Source organism: Streptomyces sp. NPDC050738 (assembly GCF_040654175.1).
Lineage (GTDB): Bacteria > Actinomycetota > Actinomycetes > Streptomycetales > Streptomycetaceae > Streptomyces.
In genome coordinates, this window is record NZ_JBFAHN010000015.1 from 91,232 (window position 1) to 106,019 (window position 14,788).

The 14,788-nt window shown below is 68.9% G+C and carries 15 protein-coding genes; 9 read left to right on the forward strand and 6 right to left on the reverse strand.

What is annotated here, in order from left to right; all coding sequences use genetic code 11:
* Nucleotides 1-19: 19 nt before the first annotated feature.
* Together AB0H78_RS30465 and AB0H78_RS30470 are read right to left on the reverse strand one after the other, a co-directional pair.
* Complete coding sequence (locus AB0H78_RS30465; RefSeq protein ID WP_363237883.1) at nucleotides 20-1,147, reverse strand: agmatine deiminase family protein; 1,128 nt, start codon at nucleotides 1,145-1,147, stop codon at nucleotides 20-22.
* Between the two features lie 83 nt (nucleotides 1,148-1,230).
* The gene (locus AB0H78_RS30470; protein WP_363237884.1) at nucleotides 1,231-1,851 is read right to left on the reverse strand and encodes a TetR/AcrR family transcriptional regulator; all 621 of its coding nucleotides are present in this window, start codon (nucleotides 1,849-1,851) and stop codon (nucleotides 1,231-1,233) included.
* A 126-nt stretch (nucleotides 1,852-1,977) separates the two neighbouring features.
* On the opposite strand from AB0H78_RS30470, the gene AB0H78_RS30475 reads away from it, so the two are divergent.
* From AB0H78_RS30475 to AB0H78_RS30505, 7 genes are all read left to right on the forward strand, one after another.
* Entirely contained in the window at nucleotides 1,978-3,015 is a 1,038-nt protein-coding gene (locus tag AB0H78_RS30475) for an agmatine deiminase family protein (RefSeq protein WP_363237885.1), read from the forward strand.
* On the forward strand, nucleotides 3,012-3,956 hold the full coding sequence (locus tag AB0H78_RS30480) for a nitrilase-related carbon-nitrogen hydrolase (protein ID WP_363237886.1): 945 nt from the start codon (nucleotides 3,012-3,014) through the stop codon (nucleotides 3,954-3,956). Before AB0H78_RS30475 ends, AB0H78_RS30480 begins: the two co-directional genes overlap by 4 nt.
* Nucleotides 3,957-4,065: 109 nt before the next feature.
* A complete protein-coding gene (locus AB0H78_RS30485) occupies nucleotides 4,066-5,721 on the forward strand; it encodes an ABC transporter substrate-binding protein (RefSeq protein WP_363237887.1) in 1,656 nt (551 codons plus the stop codon).
* Nucleotides 5,718-6,668, forward strand: a complete 951-nt coding sequence (locus AB0H78_RS30490) for an ABC transporter permease (RefSeq protein WP_363237888.1) — start codon at nucleotides 5,718-5,720, stop codon at nucleotides 6,666-6,668. The genes AB0H78_RS30485 and AB0H78_RS30490 overlap by 4 nt, the downstream gene beginning before the upstream one ends.
* Nucleotides 6,665-7,549, forward strand: a complete 885-nt coding sequence (locus AB0H78_RS30495; protein WP_363237889.1) for an ABC transporter permease — start codon at nucleotides 6,665-6,667, stop codon at nucleotides 7,547-7,549. Before AB0H78_RS30490 ends, AB0H78_RS30495 begins: the two co-directional genes overlap by 4 nt.
* A gap of 1 nt (nucleotide 7,550) precedes the next feature.
* Complete coding sequence (locus AB0H78_RS30500; protein WP_363237890.1) at nucleotides 7,551-8,513, forward strand: ABC transporter ATP-binding protein; 963 nt, start codon at nucleotides 7,551-7,553, stop codon at nucleotides 8,511-8,513.
* On the forward strand, nucleotides 8,506-9,366 hold the full coding sequence (locus AB0H78_RS30505; protein ID WP_363237891.1) for an ATP-binding cassette domain-containing protein: 861 nt from the start codon (nucleotides 8,506-8,508) through the stop codon (nucleotides 9,364-9,366). Before AB0H78_RS30500 ends, AB0H78_RS30505 begins: the two co-directional genes overlap by 8 nt.
* On the opposite strand, the gene AB0H78_RS30510 is transcribed toward AB0H78_RS30505, so the two are convergent.
* The 4 genes from AB0H78_RS30510 to AB0H78_RS30525 form a co-directional block, all read right to left on the reverse strand.
* Nucleotides 9,323-10,501: an acyl-CoA dehydrogenase family protein gene (locus AB0H78_RS30510; RefSeq protein WP_363237892.1), complete on the reverse strand. Its 1,179-nt coding sequence runs from the start codon at nucleotides 10,499-10,501 to the stop codon at nucleotides 9,323-9,325. The genes AB0H78_RS30505 and AB0H78_RS30510 overlap by 44 nt on opposite strands.
* A gap of 109 nt (nucleotides 10,502-10,610) precedes the next feature.
* Nucleotides 10,611-11,120: a DUF664 domain-containing protein gene (locus AB0H78_RS30515; RefSeq protein ID WP_363237893.1), complete on the reverse strand. Its 510-nt coding sequence runs from the start codon at nucleotides 11,118-11,120 to the stop codon at nucleotides 10,611-10,613.
* 84 nt (nucleotides 11,121-11,204) lie between these two features.
* Entirely contained in the window at nucleotides 11,205-12,848 is a 1,644-nt protein-coding gene (locus tag AB0H78_RS30520; RefSeq protein WP_363237894.1) for a GMC oxidoreductase, read from the reverse strand.
* A gap of 101 nt (nucleotides 12,849-12,949) precedes the next feature.
* Nucleotides 12,950-13,519 (reverse strand): histidine phosphatase family protein, encoded by a 570-nt coding sequence (locus tag AB0H78_RS30525; protein WP_363237895.1) that lies wholly within the window; start codon nucleotides 13,517-13,519, stop codon nucleotides 12,950-12,952.
* A gap of 263 nt (nucleotides 13,520-13,782) precedes the next feature.
* Here AB0H78_RS30525 and AB0H78_RS30530 point away from each other — a divergent pair, with 263 nt between their 5' ends.
* Both AB0H78_RS30530 and AB0H78_RS30535 read left to right on the forward strand, forming a co-directional pair.
* Nucleotides 13,783-14,001 (forward strand): CbtB-domain containing protein, encoded by a 219-nt coding sequence (locus AB0H78_RS30530; RefSeq protein ID WP_329113326.1) that lies wholly within the window; start codon nucleotides 13,783-13,785, stop codon nucleotides 13,999-14,001.
* Nucleotides 14,002-14,020: 19 nt separating this feature from the next.
* Entirely contained in the window at nucleotides 14,021-14,785 is a 765-nt protein-coding gene (locus tag AB0H78_RS30535) for a CbtA family protein (RefSeq protein WP_363237896.1), read from the forward strand.
* Nucleotides 14,786-14,788 lie beyond the last annotated feature (3 nt).

The window sequence follows — 14,788 nt, forward strand, 5'->3', positions numbered from 1 at the left end:
CAGGAACGCGGTTCCGCGCTCAGGACGTCTTCGGCAGCTGCTGGGTCGAGCAGTGGATGCCTCCTCCGCCTTCGCCGAGGCTGTCGACGGAGACCTGCGTCACCTCACGGCCGGGATACAGATCCTTCAGGATGGAGACGGCGTCGCGGTCCGCCCGGGCGTCGCCGAAGCGCGGGACGACGACACCGCCGTTGCACACGTAGTAGTTCACGTAACTCGCCAGGAAGTCCTCGCTGTGCCCCCGACGGTCGGTCGGTTCCGGCAGCTCGACGATCTCCAGACTCTTGCCGCGGGCGTCCTTGGCCTTTTCCAGGACGCTGCGCGCCTGGTCGTAGGCCCTCGTCCACACATCGTCGGGGGCGTCTTCGGGCGGGGTGCTCATCACCACGACGCCCGGCTCGCTGAAGCGGGCCAGCGCGTCGACGTGATAGTCCGTGATGTCCTGCCCCTTCACACCGTCGACCCAGATCACGGTGGTGACGCCGAAGAGGGCCTTCATGGCGCGCTCGATATCGGCGCGCGACTTTCCGGGGTTGCGGTTCTTGTTGACCCAACAGCTCTCGGTCGCCAGCAAGGTGCCCGCTCCGTCGACCTCGATCCCGCCGCCTTCCCCGGTGATCGGCGCCTGGATCCGCGTGATGCGCTCGCTGTGCAGGATCTCCTCGGCGACGTGACCGTCCCGGTCGTGCTTCTGCTTTCCGCCCCAGCCGTTGAAGTTCAGATCGATGCCGGCGATCCCCTGTGAGCCGAGCACGAAGCTCGGTCCGGTGTCGCGCATCCACAGATCGTTCACCGGGACGGGAATGACGTCGACGTCCTCGCCGCACGCGCTCTGGGCGTCTTTGACGTCCTGCGCGTTGGCCAGGAGTGTCACCGGTTCGAAGGTCGCGATGGCCCGGGCGATGCCCGCGATGTCGTCGCGGACCCCGCCGATGTCCGACCCCCAGATCTGCCGGGTGGGCCAGGCCATGAAGGTCAGCTCATGGGGATGCGACTCGTCGGGCATCCGCCACGCGCCCGCCTGCGGCAGCAGCGCCTGGGAGGCCGCGGCTGCGCGCCCCCCGCTGCCGCTCTTGCCGCAGGCAGCCACACCTGCGGCTCCGAGCACCGTGGCAAAGGCTGCTTGAAGGGACCATCGCCTGGACATGGACATCATCCGCCTCCTGACTGAATTTTCAGTCAAGCGTAACAGCAAGCCTGATTCCGGTCCCGCATCCACGCCGGAAAAGGTCAGGGAGCCGGTTGCGGACCGAGTTCCACGTCGATGGCGCCGCGCAGCAGGAAGACGGCACGGTCCCGGGTCAGCGAACCGCTGAGCCAGCGCTCGCTGAGTCCTTCGACCAGCGAGGTGAGCCGCTCCGCCGCCGCTTGCGGGTCGGCGTCGCGCCGGGCCTGCCCGGTCAGCTGGGACGCCTTGATGACGCCCGCGATCTCCTCCGCCCACACTTTCGTCGTGTGCGCGAGGGTGGGCTGCAGATCCGGCTCGAAGACCGCCGCCGCGCGCATCTCGCCCCAGGCGGTGGAGACTTCACGTACGGCAGGCGAGTCCTGCAGCTCCATCAGGAGCTGGTATTCGAGTATCCCGCGGGGGCTCTGATCCGCGGCGGCGGCGGGGTCGGTCGCGTCGCCCACCCGGTCGTTGACGAACTCCAGGGTGCGCCGCACCAGGCCGGCGCGGTCCTTGAAGTGGTAGTACAGCAGCGAAGTGGAGACCCCCGCCTCGGCGGCGACCTCCTCCACCCGCAGGCCGCGGACGCCCGAGCGGGCAATGGTCCGCACGGCCGCCTCCAGAATCGTGCGCTGGCGATCTGACACCCGAATCCTTCCTCCCTGACGGTTACCCGCGCCCATTCTCGCTCACCCCGCAGCAGATCCGATCACCTCTCACCTCTTGACTGAAAATTCAGTCAGGGTTCACTCTGGGACCGAACCTACTGGATTTCGGCCACATGCGGTGGCCGGTGAGAGGAGTGCGCCATGGGTGCACACACAGCGCGAACCGTGCGCATGCCGGCGGAGTGGTCGCGGCACGAGGGCTGCCTGATGGCCTGGCCCTACCGCAGCGAGCTGTGGGGCGACCAGCTGGCCGCCGCGCAGCAGGAGTACGCGACCGTCGCCCGGGCGGTGGCGGAGTTCGAGCCGGTGCTGATGGTGACGGCGCCCGGGACGGCGGCCGACGTCCGCCCGTACTTCACCGGGGAGCCCACGGCCCACAGCGTCGAGGTCGTGGAACTGCCGCTGGACGACTCCTGGACCCGCGACAGCGGCCCGATCTTCGTCTACGACGAGAGCGGCCGCCGCCTCGGTGCGGACTTCCGCTTCAACGCCTGGGGCAGCAAGCACTGGCCCTACGCCGATGACGACAGACTCGCCGCTCTGGTCCTGGACCGGCTCGGGGTCGAGCCTCTGCACTCGGGGATGGTGCTCGAAGGCGGAGCGATCACCGTCGACGGCGAAGGCACCCTCATCACGACCGAGCAGTGTCTGCTCCACCCCAACCGCAACCCCCGCTTCGACCGGGCCGGCATCGAGGCCGAACTCGCGCGCATGCTGGGCATCGAGAAGGTGATCTGGCTTCCCTACGGCGGTCTCGAGGACACCGAGACCGACGGACACGTCGACGGTGTCGCCGCCTACATCGCGCCCGGCCGTGTCGTGGTGAGCCTGCCCGACGACGAGAACCACCCCGACTACGCCCGCATGCGCGCCAACCTCGCCGTGCTCGAGGCGACCCGCGACGCCAGGGGACGCAAGCTCGACATCGTCGTGCTCCCCCAGACCGCCTACGGCAATGCCCACGGCCGCAGCGTCGAGGTCGGCTATCTCAACTTCTATCTGCCCAACGGAGGTTGTGTGGTGCCCGTGGCCGGCGCGCCTCAGGACGCGGAAGCCGTCGAGGTGCTGGCCAAGGCCATGCCCGAGCGCAAGGTCGTCCCCGTCGTGACGCCCACCCTGGCTTTCGGTGGCGGCGGCGTGCACTGCATCACCCAGCAGATCCCCAGCGAGAGGCAGTGACCTACGTGCACCATGACCTGCTCACCTCCTTCGGTTCGCCGCTCGGTTCGCCCGGCCGCACCCTGGACGCCGAACGCGGCCTGCTGCGCATCGGCCTGGTCCAGATGCGGTGGAGTCCGGATGCCGCAGCGCACGACGAGGCTCTGCGTGCCGGTGTGCGGCTGGCCGCCGCCCAGGGCGCGCGGCTGGTCGCGCTGCCGGAGCTGACCCGTTCTCCGTATTTCTGCAACACCGACGACCCCATGGCGGACGGCGCCCGGCAGTGGGAGGAGGACGTCGAGTCCGGCCCCACCGTGCAGCTGATCGCGCAGCTCTCCGCCGACCTGGGCATCCATGTCTCCGCCTCGCTCTACGAGCGGGCCTCCGACGGCGGTCTTGGCTACAACACCGCTGTGTGCACAGGGCCCGACGGGCAGTTGGTCTCCCGTACCCGCAAGAATCACATTCCCGCCTTCCCCGGCTATCGCGAGGATCTGTGCTTCCGCCCGGGTGACAGCGACTTTCCGGTGACGAAGATCGACGGCGCCCAGTTCGGCTTCCCCACCTGCTGGGACGAGTGGTTCCCCGAACTGGCCCGCACCTACGCCCTGCGCGGCGCGGACATCCTGCTGCACCCCACCGCGATCGGCTCCGAACCCGAGATGCCCCAGTTCGACACGCGGCCCATGTGGGAGCAGGCCATCAGCAGCAACGGCCTGGCCAATGCGCTGTTCATGGTCGTGCCCAACCGCACCGGCACGGAGGGCCTCTCGACGTTCTACGGATCGTCGTTCATCTCCGACCCCTACGGCCGGGTTGTCCTCCGCGGGCCCCGGGACCGTCCCGCGGTCCTCGTCGCCGACCTGGATCTCGACCAGCGCCGCGACTGGCTCGAGTTCGGGCTGATCGCCACCCGCCGCCCCGAGCTCTACGGCGACCTCACCCGCCCCGTCAGCACCTGACACCAGCCCATCGGAAGCCGGGGCCTCCCGCAGCGCGACGTGCGCGAGGCCCCGGTCTCCGACGGCACACCCGGCCCAACCGGTTCTGCCCCTTCACGCTGGAGCCCCTATGCCTCATCTCCTGCGGTACCTGCGGCACGCGCGGCTTTCGCGCGCCGGCGCGGTACTGACAGCGGCCCTGCTGCTGCTCACCGGCTGCGGCCACCCGCAGAACTTCGGCTCACCACCCGCCCTGTCCGCCTCCACCCCGCCCTCCCGCGCGGACACCGGTGCGATCCGCTGGGCCCTGTACGCCGAACCCCCGGTCCTGGACTACGTCTACGCCTTCGACTACCCCCAGAACACCATCCTGTCCAACGTCTGCGAGAGCCTCATGCGGCTCACCCCCTCGCTGCGCACCGAACCGGGTCTGGCGCGCAAGGCCAGCCATCCCGACCCGCTCACCTGGATCTACGACCTGCGCCCCGGCGTCCGTTTCCAGCACGGCGGCACCATGACCGCCGACGACGCCGTCTACTCCCTGCGCCGCCACATGGACGAGAAGATCGGCTCCTACTGGGCCGAGGACTTCAAGAACGTCCGCTCGATCGACAAGAGCGGGCCGCTGCAGATCACGGTCAAACTCGGCACGCCCGACGCCCTGTTCCCCCAGGCGATGGCCAACAGCGCGGGGACCATCGCCGACGCGGCCACGATGCGCACCGAGAAGACCCGCTTCGGCACCGCCGACGGCACCCTCAACTGCACCGGCCCCTACACGCTCACCTCCTGGTCGCGCGGCAGCTCCATCAAGCTCACCCGCTTCGACCACTACTGGGGTCGGCCGGCCAGGAACACCGCCGTCACCTTCTCCTTCCTGCCCGATGCCGGCGCCCGCACCAATGCCCTGCTCACCGGAGAAGTGGACGGCACCTACTCCCCACCACCGGAATCCCTGGAGCGCCTCAGAGCCAGCGACGAAGGCAAGGTGTACTTCGGGGAGGGCCTGACCACGATCAATCTCGCCCTCACCGACCTCAAGGGCACCCTCGGCGATGTGCGCGTACGGCGGGCCCTCTCCCTGGCCCTGGACCGCGACGGATTCGCCCGCGTCGCCATGCACAACTCGGCCACCCCCAGCTCCTCCCTGGTCACCGGAGAAACCTGGAACGGCCTGCCGCAGGCCGAGCGCACCGCACGCGAGCGGGGCAGGCCGTCCACCCGACGGGACCTGCCCCAGGCACGCCGCCTGATCAAGGAGGCCCACGCACAGGGCAAGAAGATCACCATCGCCACCAGCCCCATCGGGCCCGACGTCTCCCAGCTGGCCACCGCCGTACAGGATGCCGGAACCCGCATCGGGCTCGAGGTCGACCTCAAGACCATCGCCCCCGACGCGTTCACCGCGCTCTTCAGCGATGCCGAGGCCCGCAAGGGAATCGACCTGTTCCCCTACACCTACTACCTCTCCCTCAATGATCCGCTCGGCTTCTACACCAACATGCACACCGACGAGTTCGAGAACTACGGCGCGTTCTCCTCACCCGCGTACGACAAGCTCGCCGACGAGGCCTCCGCACAGGGCGCACTGCCCAAGCGCCGCCACCTCGCCGTACAGCTGGAGCAGTTGGCCGACCGCGAGCTCCCGGTCATCCCCGTCGCCGAGCTGCCCAACAGTGTGTTCCTCAACAAGCGGATCACCGGCGCCCCCACCACCATCTCCTACCTCTACTACCCCTGGGCCGCCGACATCGGTGCGGCACGACCACAAAGGACGCGGCCATGATCCGCTTCTTGACCCGGCGCCTGGCCGAACTCCTCGCGACGCTCCTCGTCGCCTCGTTCCTCATCTTCGCCTCGGTGCAGATCGCCCCGGGCCGGCCCGAGACGTTCCTGCTCGGCGGCCGTGCGGCGAGCCCCGAGGCGCTGGCCGCCATCCGCGAGCGCTACCACTTCGGTGATCCGTTCTTCGCCCAGTACGGGCACTGGCTCGGCGGAACCCTCCACGGCGACCTCGGCATCTCCGTCCAGTACCGCTCCGACGTGTCCTCGCTGATCGCCTCGCGACTGCCCGTCACCCTCGAACTGCTCACCCTGTCCACGGTGTTGGTGATCGTCGTGGGCGTCGCCCTGGGGACTCTCGCGGCGGTACGGCGAGGCCCGGTGGACACCGCGGTCAGCGTGACCACCTCCACCGCGGTGGCCACCCCCTCGTTCGTCGCGGCCATCGCCCTGCTGTCCGTCTTCTCCGTCCAGCTGGGCTGGTTTCCCGCGCTGGGATCCGGCGACGGCCCCCTCGACACGCTGTGGCACCTCACCCTGCCCGCCGTCGCGCTCGCGCTGCCCTTCATCGGCGTCATCTCCAGCGTCACCCGCGCCAGCATCATCGAACAGGCCGGCATGGACCACACCACGGTCGCCCGGGCACGCGGCGTACCCGAACGCGTCATCGTCCGACGTCACTTGCTGCGCGGTTCCCTCGGCGTCATCCTCACCCAGAGCGGACTGGCCGTCGCCAACCTCGTGGTCTCCACCGTGCTGGTCGAGTACGCCTTCGGCCTCGGCGGCCTGGGCGAGCTGCTCGCCAAGTCCGTCACCATCAAGGACTTCCCTGTCGTGCAGGGCATCTCCCTGCTCATCATCGCCCTGTTCATCAGCGTCAACGCCGTGATCGACCTGCTGTACCCGCTGGTCGACCCCCGCACGACGCTCGGCGCGAGGAACACCGCATGAGCACCGATGCCGTCCCCCGGTCCCCCGCGCTCAGGACCGCGCTGCCGCACCGCCGGCTGCTGCGCTGCCTGACGACCCGTAACAACGCCCTGTTCTCGCTGTGCACGGCCTTCCTGGTGACGGTGATCCTCGCTGCCTTCCTCGCCCCGTGGATCGTCCCCCACGACCCCAACAGCATCGACTTCTCCACCGCACTGGCCGACCCGTCGCCCGACCGGCTCCTGGGCGGGGACATCAGCGGCCGTGACACGCTCTCCCGCCTGCTGATCGGCGCGCGCACCTCGCTGCTGGGGCCGCTGTTCGTGGTCGTCCTGTCCACCGCCGCCGGACTGCTGATCGGAGTGACCGCCGCCTGGCGCGGCGGAATCGTCGACACTCTGCTCTCCCGCAGCAGCGAACTCCTGCTGGCGTTCCCCGGACTGCTCCTGGCCATGCTGCTGGTCGCGCTGTACGGACGCGGGCTGCTCGCCCCCGTCCTGGCCCTGTCCCTCGCCTACATCCCCTACGTCAGCCGCCTGGCCCGCTCCCTCGCCCTGAGCGAGATGAACAAGCCCTACCTGGCCGCGTACACCATCCAGGGCTTCTCCGGCTGGTGGGTGTGCCTGCGCCACCTGCTGCCCAACATCATCGCCGTGGTCCTGGCCCAGTCCGCCGTCAACTTCGGGTACGCCCTCCTCGACCTCGCCGCCCTGTCCTACCTCGGACTCGGCACCCCGCCCCTCGAACCCGACTGGGGAACCATGGTCAACGAAGGCCAGACGGCCATCCTGCAATCCGCTCCCCTGTCCGCCGCGGTGCCCTGCCTGGCCATCGTCCTGACCGTGGTGACCTTCAACGTCGTCACCGAACGCGTCGCCGACACCGTCGCCCGGAGGTCCTGAGATGCCCGCCCCGGAAAGTGCCCCGGTCCTGCGGATCGACCGGCTGACCATGCAACTGCCCCATCAGGCGCGCCCCGTCCTGGCAGGCGTCACCCTGACGGTCGGGGCCGGTGAGACCGTCTCCCTCGTCGGTGAATCCGGCTCGGGCAAGTCGCTCACCGCCCGCAGCGCCCTGGGCCTGACTCCAGCAGGGGCCCGGACCAGCGGGAGCATCGACGTAGCCGGGCAAGCGGTCCTGACCGCGTCCCCCGGCCAGTTGCGGACCCTGCGCTCGCACACGGCCTCCATGGTCTTCCAGGACCCCAAGGCATCGATCAACCCCCTGCACCGCATTGGCGACTTCCTCACCGAAGCCGCCCGCCACGCCCAGCCGCCGTACACGAGCGATCCGCTCGCCCGCGCCCGCGAACTGTGCGAAGCCGTCAGCCTGCCGGAGAAGGTTCTGCGACAGCATCCTCACGAGCTGTCCGGAGGGATGCTCCAGCGCGTCGCCATCGCCGCGGCCCTGATGCCCGACCCCCAGCTCCTCCTGGCCGACGAACCCACCACCGCTCTGGACTCCACCACACAGGCCGAGACCATCGGACTCCTGGCCGACCTGCGCGAGCGCTTCCACACCGGACTGCTGTTCATCACCCACGACCTCGACCTCGCCGCCGCCATCAGCGACCGCATCTGCGTGATGTACGCCGGGACGATCGTCGAAACCGGGACCCCGGACCAGTTGTTCGCCCGGCCCCGGCACCCCTACACAGCAGCCCTCCTGCAGGCCACGCCCCGGCTGCACCGCAAAGCCGGACAGCTCACGCCCATACCCGGCGGCCCGCCCGATCCGGACACTCCTGTCACCGGGTGCGCCTTTGCCCCACGCTGCGCCCACCGCACCGAGGTCTGTCTCCGGCAGGTCCCGCCCGAAGCCCCTGTCGCCTGCCACCACAGCACCACATTGGACCTCCATGTCTGATACCGAGCTCGCCTCCGACAGCTCCGACGGCTCCGACACCGCGGACCGACCGCTGCTCGACGTGCGGAGCCTCAGCAAACGCTTCGGCGACTTCACCGCCGTGGACGACGTCACCTTCTCCGTGCCCGCCGGCGGGTCGCTCGGCATCGTCGGCGAATCCGGATCCGGAAAGACCACGACCGCCCGGATCATCACCGGCCTGGACACCCCCACCAGCGGCACGATCACCATCGACGGACTGCCGCGCACCACAGGACGCGGCAAAGCCCACCGGCTGGCCCGGGCCCGGCAGGTGCAGATCGTCTTCCAGGACCCGCTGCAGAGCCTGGACCCCCGCCTGGGCGCCCGGGAAGCACTCGACGAGACGCTGCGCCTGCACTGCCCCGGCACGCCGCGGTCCCCGCGGATCGACGAGCTCCTCGACCAGGTGCAACTCGGCTCACGCGCCGCCGAGGCCAGGCCGCGCAGCCTCTCCGGAGGCCAGCGCCAGCGGGTCGCCATCGCCCGCGCCCTCGCCGTACAGCCCAGGATCCTCGTCCTGGACGAAGCGGTCGCCGCGCTCGATGTCTCCGTCCAGGCACAGATCCTCAATCTGCTGGCACAGATACGCGAACAGACCGGCATCACCTACCTGTTCATCACCCACGACCTGGGGGTGGTCCGCAGCGTGACCGACGACGTGATCGTCATGCGGCAGGGGCACATCGTCGAATCCGGCACCACGGACACGGTTCTCTCCCGGCCCAGCACCCCGTACACACAGCTCCTGTTGGACTCCGTGCCGGGTCCGAACTGGGATCCGCGTGCGGTCAGCGCCGTACGCGCGGCATCCCCAGGCCGATCCACGAGATGATCTCGCGCTGGATCTCGTTGTTGCCTCCGCCGAAGGTGAAGATGACGGCGGAGCGGTAGCCGCGCTCCAGCTCTCCGTGCAGTACGGCCCCCGCCGAACCCTCCTTCAGCGCGCCCGCCGCGCCGACGATCTCCATCAGCCAGGCGTAGGCGTCGCGGCGCGCCTCGGATCCGTAGACCTTGACGGCCGAGGCGTCCTGGGGGGTGAGGGTGCCGGCCTGGACGGCGTTCACCATCTGCCAGTTGAGGAGCTTCATCGCGTCGAGCTTGGTGTGGGTCTTCGCCAGGCGGCCGCGCACCCAGCCCAGGTCGATCACGCGCCGGCCGTCGGCGAGCTTGGTGTCGGCGGCCCAGCGCTGGACGTTGTGGAGGGCCCGGATCGCCATGGTGCCGTGGGCGGCGAGGGTGACGCGCTCGTGGTTGAGCTGGTTGGTGATCAGGCGCCAGCCCTTGTTCTCCTCGCCCACGCGGCGGGTGACGGGGACGCGGATGTTCTCGTAATAGCTGGCCGTGGTGTCGTGCGAGGCCAGGGTGTTGATGAGGGTGCAGGTGTAGCCGGGGTCCGACGTCGGGACCAGGAGCATGGTGATGCCCTTGTGGGCGGGGGCCTCGGGGTCGGTGCGTACCGCGAGCCAGACCCAGTCGGCCGTGTCGCCGTTCGTGGTCCAGATCTTCTGGCCGTTCACCACGTACTCGTCGCCCTCGCGTACCGCACGCGTCTTGAGCGCGGCCAGGTCGGTGCCCGCGTCGGGCTCGCTGTAGCCGATCGCGAAGTCGAGCTCGCCCTTGAGGATCCCGGGGAGGAAGAAGGCCTTCTGCTCGTCCGTGCCGAACTGCATGATCGTGGGGCCGACGGTGTTGAGGGCCATGAGCGGCAGCGGTACGCCTGCCTGGGCGGCCTCGTCGAAGAAGATGAACTGCTCCATCGGGGAGAGCCCCCGGCCGCCGTACTCCTTCGGCCAGCCGACACCGAGCCAGCCGTCGGCACCCAGGCGCCGCACGGTCTCGCGGTAGAACCGCTTCTGGGCGGTGGGGTCGCCGTAGCGCGCATAGGCGTTGTCCGGCACCAACTCGGCGAAGTAGGCACGCAGTTCGGTCCGCAGCTGCTGCTGCTCAGGCGTGTATTCGAGGTGCACGGCCCCTCCAGGCTTCTCGCTTTGCGTCCCTGCGGCGGCGCACACAGTAGAACGTGTTTCAAGAATCCGGAAGGGGCTCGGCCCTCTGGTGTACGTGAGTGACGGCGCGTCAGCGGCGCTGCAGCAGGCCCCGGACGTACGCCGCCTGGCCCGCGTGCTGCAGATCGTCGGAGATGACGCTGATCAGGCGCACTCCCAGGGTGACGTGCGGCGTCCACCGCTCGTCGACGATCCGGTCGAGCGCGCCCTCGTCGAGGCCGCGCACATAGGACAGGGTCTGCTCGTGCACGGCGTCGTAGTAGGCGCCCAGCTGGTCGGCGGAGACGGCGCGCACCTTCGCGACCTCCTTCGCCGTGTGTCCGTAGCCCGTATCCGCCTCACCGAGCGGCAGCTGGAACCGCTCGGCGAAGCCCTGGGCGGTCCACACCTGGTCGAGTCCCGCCGCGTCGGCGACGTGGTCGTCCTGGACCCGGGTGAGGTGCCACACCAGCCAGGCAATGGAGTTCGCGCCGTCGTCCGGGCGGAATTCCAGCTCCTCGGGCGACAGACCCTCGATCGCCGCGTGCACTACCTCCTGGACGCGTCCGAACGCGTCCGCCAAAACCTCCGCAGTGTTCATCCACCCATACTCACACCCGGACCCACGCCACGGCAGGAGGACGTCCGCCCGCCTCCTGCCGTGCCTTGTTCCTTCAGAACATCGCTAGAGGTCGGTCGCGATGATCTTCTCGATGTTGCGCTCGGCGAGTGCCGTGATGGTGACGAACGGATTGACGCTGGTGTTGCCGGGGATCAGCGAGCCGTCGATCACATACAGGCCCGTGTAGCCGTGCAGGCGGCCGTAGTTGTCGGTCGCCTTGTTCAGCACCGCACCGCCCAGGGGGTGGTACGTGAGCGTGTCGTTCCAGATCTTGTAGACGCCGAAGAGGTCCGTCCGGTAGATCGTCCCCTCCTTGGCGTTGATCTTGTCGAAGATCGTCTTGGCCATGTCGATGGACGTCTGTTTCCAGGCGGTCTGCCAGTCCAGGTCGACGCCTCCCGTCCCGGCGTTGTAGGTGAACGACGCGCGGTGGGGGGTGTTGGTGATGGACAGATAGAACGAGGCGTACGTCTCGATCCCGGTCGGCAGCGGTGCGACCTCGGCGAACGCCCCGCCCGCGGTCCAGTTGTCGATGCCCCCGCAGGGGATGGACGCCTGGATCTTTCCGGTGGGGTCCCACAGGTGGTTGGCGCGGCCGCACATGACGTTGCCGTTGTCACCCCAGCCCTTGCCGATCTCGCTGTTCAGATTCGGCAGTGCGCCGATCGCCTTGAGCTGCACGAGCAGCTTGCTGGTGCCCACACTGCCCGCCGCGAAGAACACCTTGTCGGCGGTCACGGTCTTGGTGGCCGTGGTGTCTCCCGAGGTGTTGATCTGTTTGATGACGACGGTGTACCCGCCGCCGGCCGCGGGGGCGACCGAAGTGACCTTGTGCAGCGGCGAGATGTTCACCTTGCCCGTCGCCTTGGCCTTGGCGATGTAGGTCTTCTGCAGCGACTTCTTTCCGTAGTTGTTGCCGTAGAGGATCTCTCCGGCAACGGCCGACTTGGGGGCGGTTCCGGCCGCCTCCTGCTTCATGTAGTCCCAGTCGTATACGTCGGGCACGAAGACGAAGGGGAATCCGGACCGCTGGGCGTGCTTCCTGCCGACCCGGGCGAACTGGTAGCAGTCGACGGTGTCGAACCAGGCCGGGTCGATGGTGCCGACCCCGAGCCCCGCGTTCGCCCGCGGATAGTAGGTGTTGTACATCTCGTCGGCGTTCACCGACGGGAGGATGGCGCCGAAGTTCTCGCGCTTGGGGGTCACGGCCATGCCGCCGTTGACCAGCGAACCGCCACCGACGCCTCGGCCCTGGTAGACCGTGATGCCGGCGAAGTCCTCGGCGTCGAGGATTCCGGTGTACTTCGGGATGCTCTTGTCGATCGGGATGCCGAAGAAGTTGCTCAGGGGCTGCTTGGTCTTGGTGCGCAGCCAGTACGAGCGGTTGTCCGGCGTGGTCGTGTTGCAGAAGATCTTGCCGTCCGAACCCGGGGTGTCCCAGGCCATGCCCATCTCGACCATCTGTACGTCGACGCCTGCCTGGGCGAGTCGCAGGGCGGCGACCGAACCGCCGTATCCGGTGCCGATCACGAGCACCGGGACATGCGCTCCGGAATCGATCGGGGCGGTTGCCGCCGCGCTGTCGGCCAGTGCAGGGGTGACGCGGGCCGAGAGGGTAACGGCCCCCAGAATAGAACCCGTTCCAGCTAAGAATCTTCGGCGTGAGACGCCTCTGGAACCTTTACCACGCATGGCATTGTCACTCATGTGACGTTCCTCACTCTCGATGGAGTGGGAACAGGTTCTACTGCCGACGGCATACGAAGTCACTACATACCTCAAGGTAACTTTCGACCCGTCGAACGCCTTCAGACACGCAGCGGACTGCCGCACCGGAGGTTCCAGCGCCCCGAACGCCCGCTGAGCTCCGTAGCGGTGAGCGGCACGACGTCCAGACGCCAGAACGCCTCCGCCGGCAGCCCCAGCGCCCGTACGACAACAGCCCGCACCACCGCGGGACCTGCCACCGCCACCACCCGCCCGCTCTCCGCGGTCAGACCCTCCAGCCAGGCACCCGCCCGGTCGCACAGATCGAGCAGCGACTCGCCCCCGTGCGGCGCCGCGGCGGGAACCGCCATCCACCGCGCCACCGCTTCCGGCTCCGCCGCTCCGACCTCGTCCAGCCTCCGCCCGCGCCAGCGGCCCATGTCCCAGTCCCCGAGAGCCGGTTCCGTGCGCACCCGCAAACCGAGGGCACCGGCCGTCGCACGGCACATCCGTGAGGGGCCGCACCACTGTCGCTCCGCAGCCGGCAGCGCCCCCGCGACGAGCCGGGCGCGCCGCAGCGAGGCCTCGTCGGGCTCCGCGTCACCGTCGAACCCGGCCTCCCGCGAAGGCGTGCCGACATCCGGTGAGACCAAGATCACTCGCACCGTCACTCCAGCTCCTCGCGCTCCGTGCCGCCCATGTCCCCCAGCACATCACGGCTGTTGGCATGCACCGGCACGCCCCCCTTGCGCTGTAGCGGAGCACCTCGCTCAGGCGGTACGGTCCCGAGGACATGACGAAGGTGTGACGGAAGTCCGGTGAGATCCCGGCACGGTCGCGCCACTGTGTACCCGCACCTGTGCGGGAAGTCAGACCCGGCACCTTCGTCTCAGGCACCACGATCGGGACGCGTGTTCCCCCAGGAGGTTCTGCCATGGCACAGACTGCTGCGCCCAGCGCCGTCGACACCCCGGCCATCACTCCCATCTCTCTGAAGGCCATTGCCCCTTGGGCGGTCTTCTTCGGCATTCTCATGCTCGTACTGCTGTACTTCGTCGGCGCCGAACAGGGTGCCACCTCGCTGATCTCCGGCGAGAACGTCCACGAGTGGGTCCACGACGGACGCCACCTCCTCGGCTTCCCCTGCCACTGAGAACAGAGGGGACCCACGCGTGAACTCCATATCCGTCCGCGCCCTTCTGGTGCGTGGCATGCTCGCCGGCCTCGCGGCCGGCGTCCTGGCCCTGGTCGTGGCCTATCTGCTCGGTGAGCCCCGGGTTGACTCGGCCATCGCCCTCGAGAGTCATCACCATGAACACGGCGAGGAGTTGGTCAGCCGCTCCCTGCAGTCGACCGCCGGACTCGCCACGGGTGTGCTGCTGTTCGGGGTCGCGCTCGGCGGCATCGCCGCGCTGGCGTTCTGCTTCGCACTGGGCCGCATCGGCCGGTTCGGACCGCGGGCCACCGCGGCGCTGGTCTCGGTCGGCGCGCTGGTGAGCGTGTACGTCGTACCGTTCCTCAAGTATCCGGCCAACCCGCCGGCGGTGGGCGATGCCGACACCATCGGCAAACGCACCACCCTGTACTTCCTGATGATCGCGCTCAGCGTGCTGCTCACGGTCGGGGCGATCGTCCTCGGCAAGCGTCTGGCGCCACGGCTCGGCAACTGGAACGCGAGCGTCGTCGCCGGTGCGGCCTTCCTGGTCGCCATCGGTCTCTCCTACGCCTTCCTTCCCTCGGTCAACGAGGTGCCCAAGGACTTCCCTGCCACGCTGCTCTGGCAGTTCAGGCTGGCGGCCCTGGGTATCCAGTTGACGCTGTGGACGGGTTTCGGCCTGCTCTTTGGCCACCTCGCGGAACGTCTGCTCGTCCCGAAGGCCGCAGCGGCGACCCGCGGGACCCCGACCGCCGCACGGGCCGCGGCCCCCGTCAACTGACCG

Excerpts from the sequence above, each read along its gene's own strand:
- AB0H78_RS30465 (WP_363237883.1), bottom strand. The coding sequence starts at position 1,147 with ATGTCCAGGCGATGGTCCCTTCAAGCAGCCTTTGCCACGGTGCTCGGA.
- AB0H78_RS30470 (WP_363237884.1), bottom strand. The coding sequence starts at position 1,851 with ATGGGCGCGGGTAACCGTCAGGGAGGAAGGATTCGGGTGTCAGATCGC.
- AB0H78_RS30475 (WP_363237885.1), top strand. The coding sequence starts at position 1,978 with ATGGGTGCACACACAGCGCGAACCGTGCGCATGCCGGCGGAGTGGTCG.
- AB0H78_RS30485 (WP_363237887.1), top strand. The coding sequence starts at position 4,066 with ATGCCTCATCTCCTGCGGTACCTGCGGCACGCGCGGCTTTCGCGCGCC.
- AB0H78_RS30490 (WP_363237888.1), top strand. The coding sequence starts at position 5,718 with ATGATCCGCTTCTTGACCCGGCGCCTGGCCGAACTCCTCGCGACGCTC.
- AB0H78_RS30495 (WP_363237889.1), top strand. The coding sequence starts at position 6,665 with ATGAGCACCGATGCCGTCCCCCGGTCCCCCGCGCTCAGGACCGCGCTG.
- AB0H78_RS30500 (WP_363237890.1), top strand. The coding sequence starts at position 7,551 with ATGCCCGCCCCGGAAAGTGCCCCGGTCCTGCGGATCGACCGGCTGACC.
- AB0H78_RS30505 (WP_363237891.1), top strand. The coding sequence starts at position 8,506 with ATGTCTGATACCGAGCTCGCCTCCGACAGCTCCGACGGCTCCGACACC.
- AB0H78_RS30515 (WP_363237893.1), bottom strand. The coding sequence starts at position 11,120 with ATGAACACTGCGGAGGTTTTGGCGGACGCGTTCGGACGCGTCCAGGAG.
- AB0H78_RS30520 (WP_363237894.1), bottom strand. The coding sequence starts at position 12,848 with ATGAGTGACAATGCCATGCGTGGTAAAGGTTCCAGAGGCGTCTCACGC.
- AB0H78_RS30530 (WP_329113326.1), top strand. The coding sequence starts at position 13,783 with ATGGCACAGACTGCTGCGCCCAGCGCCGTCGACACCCCGGCCATCACT.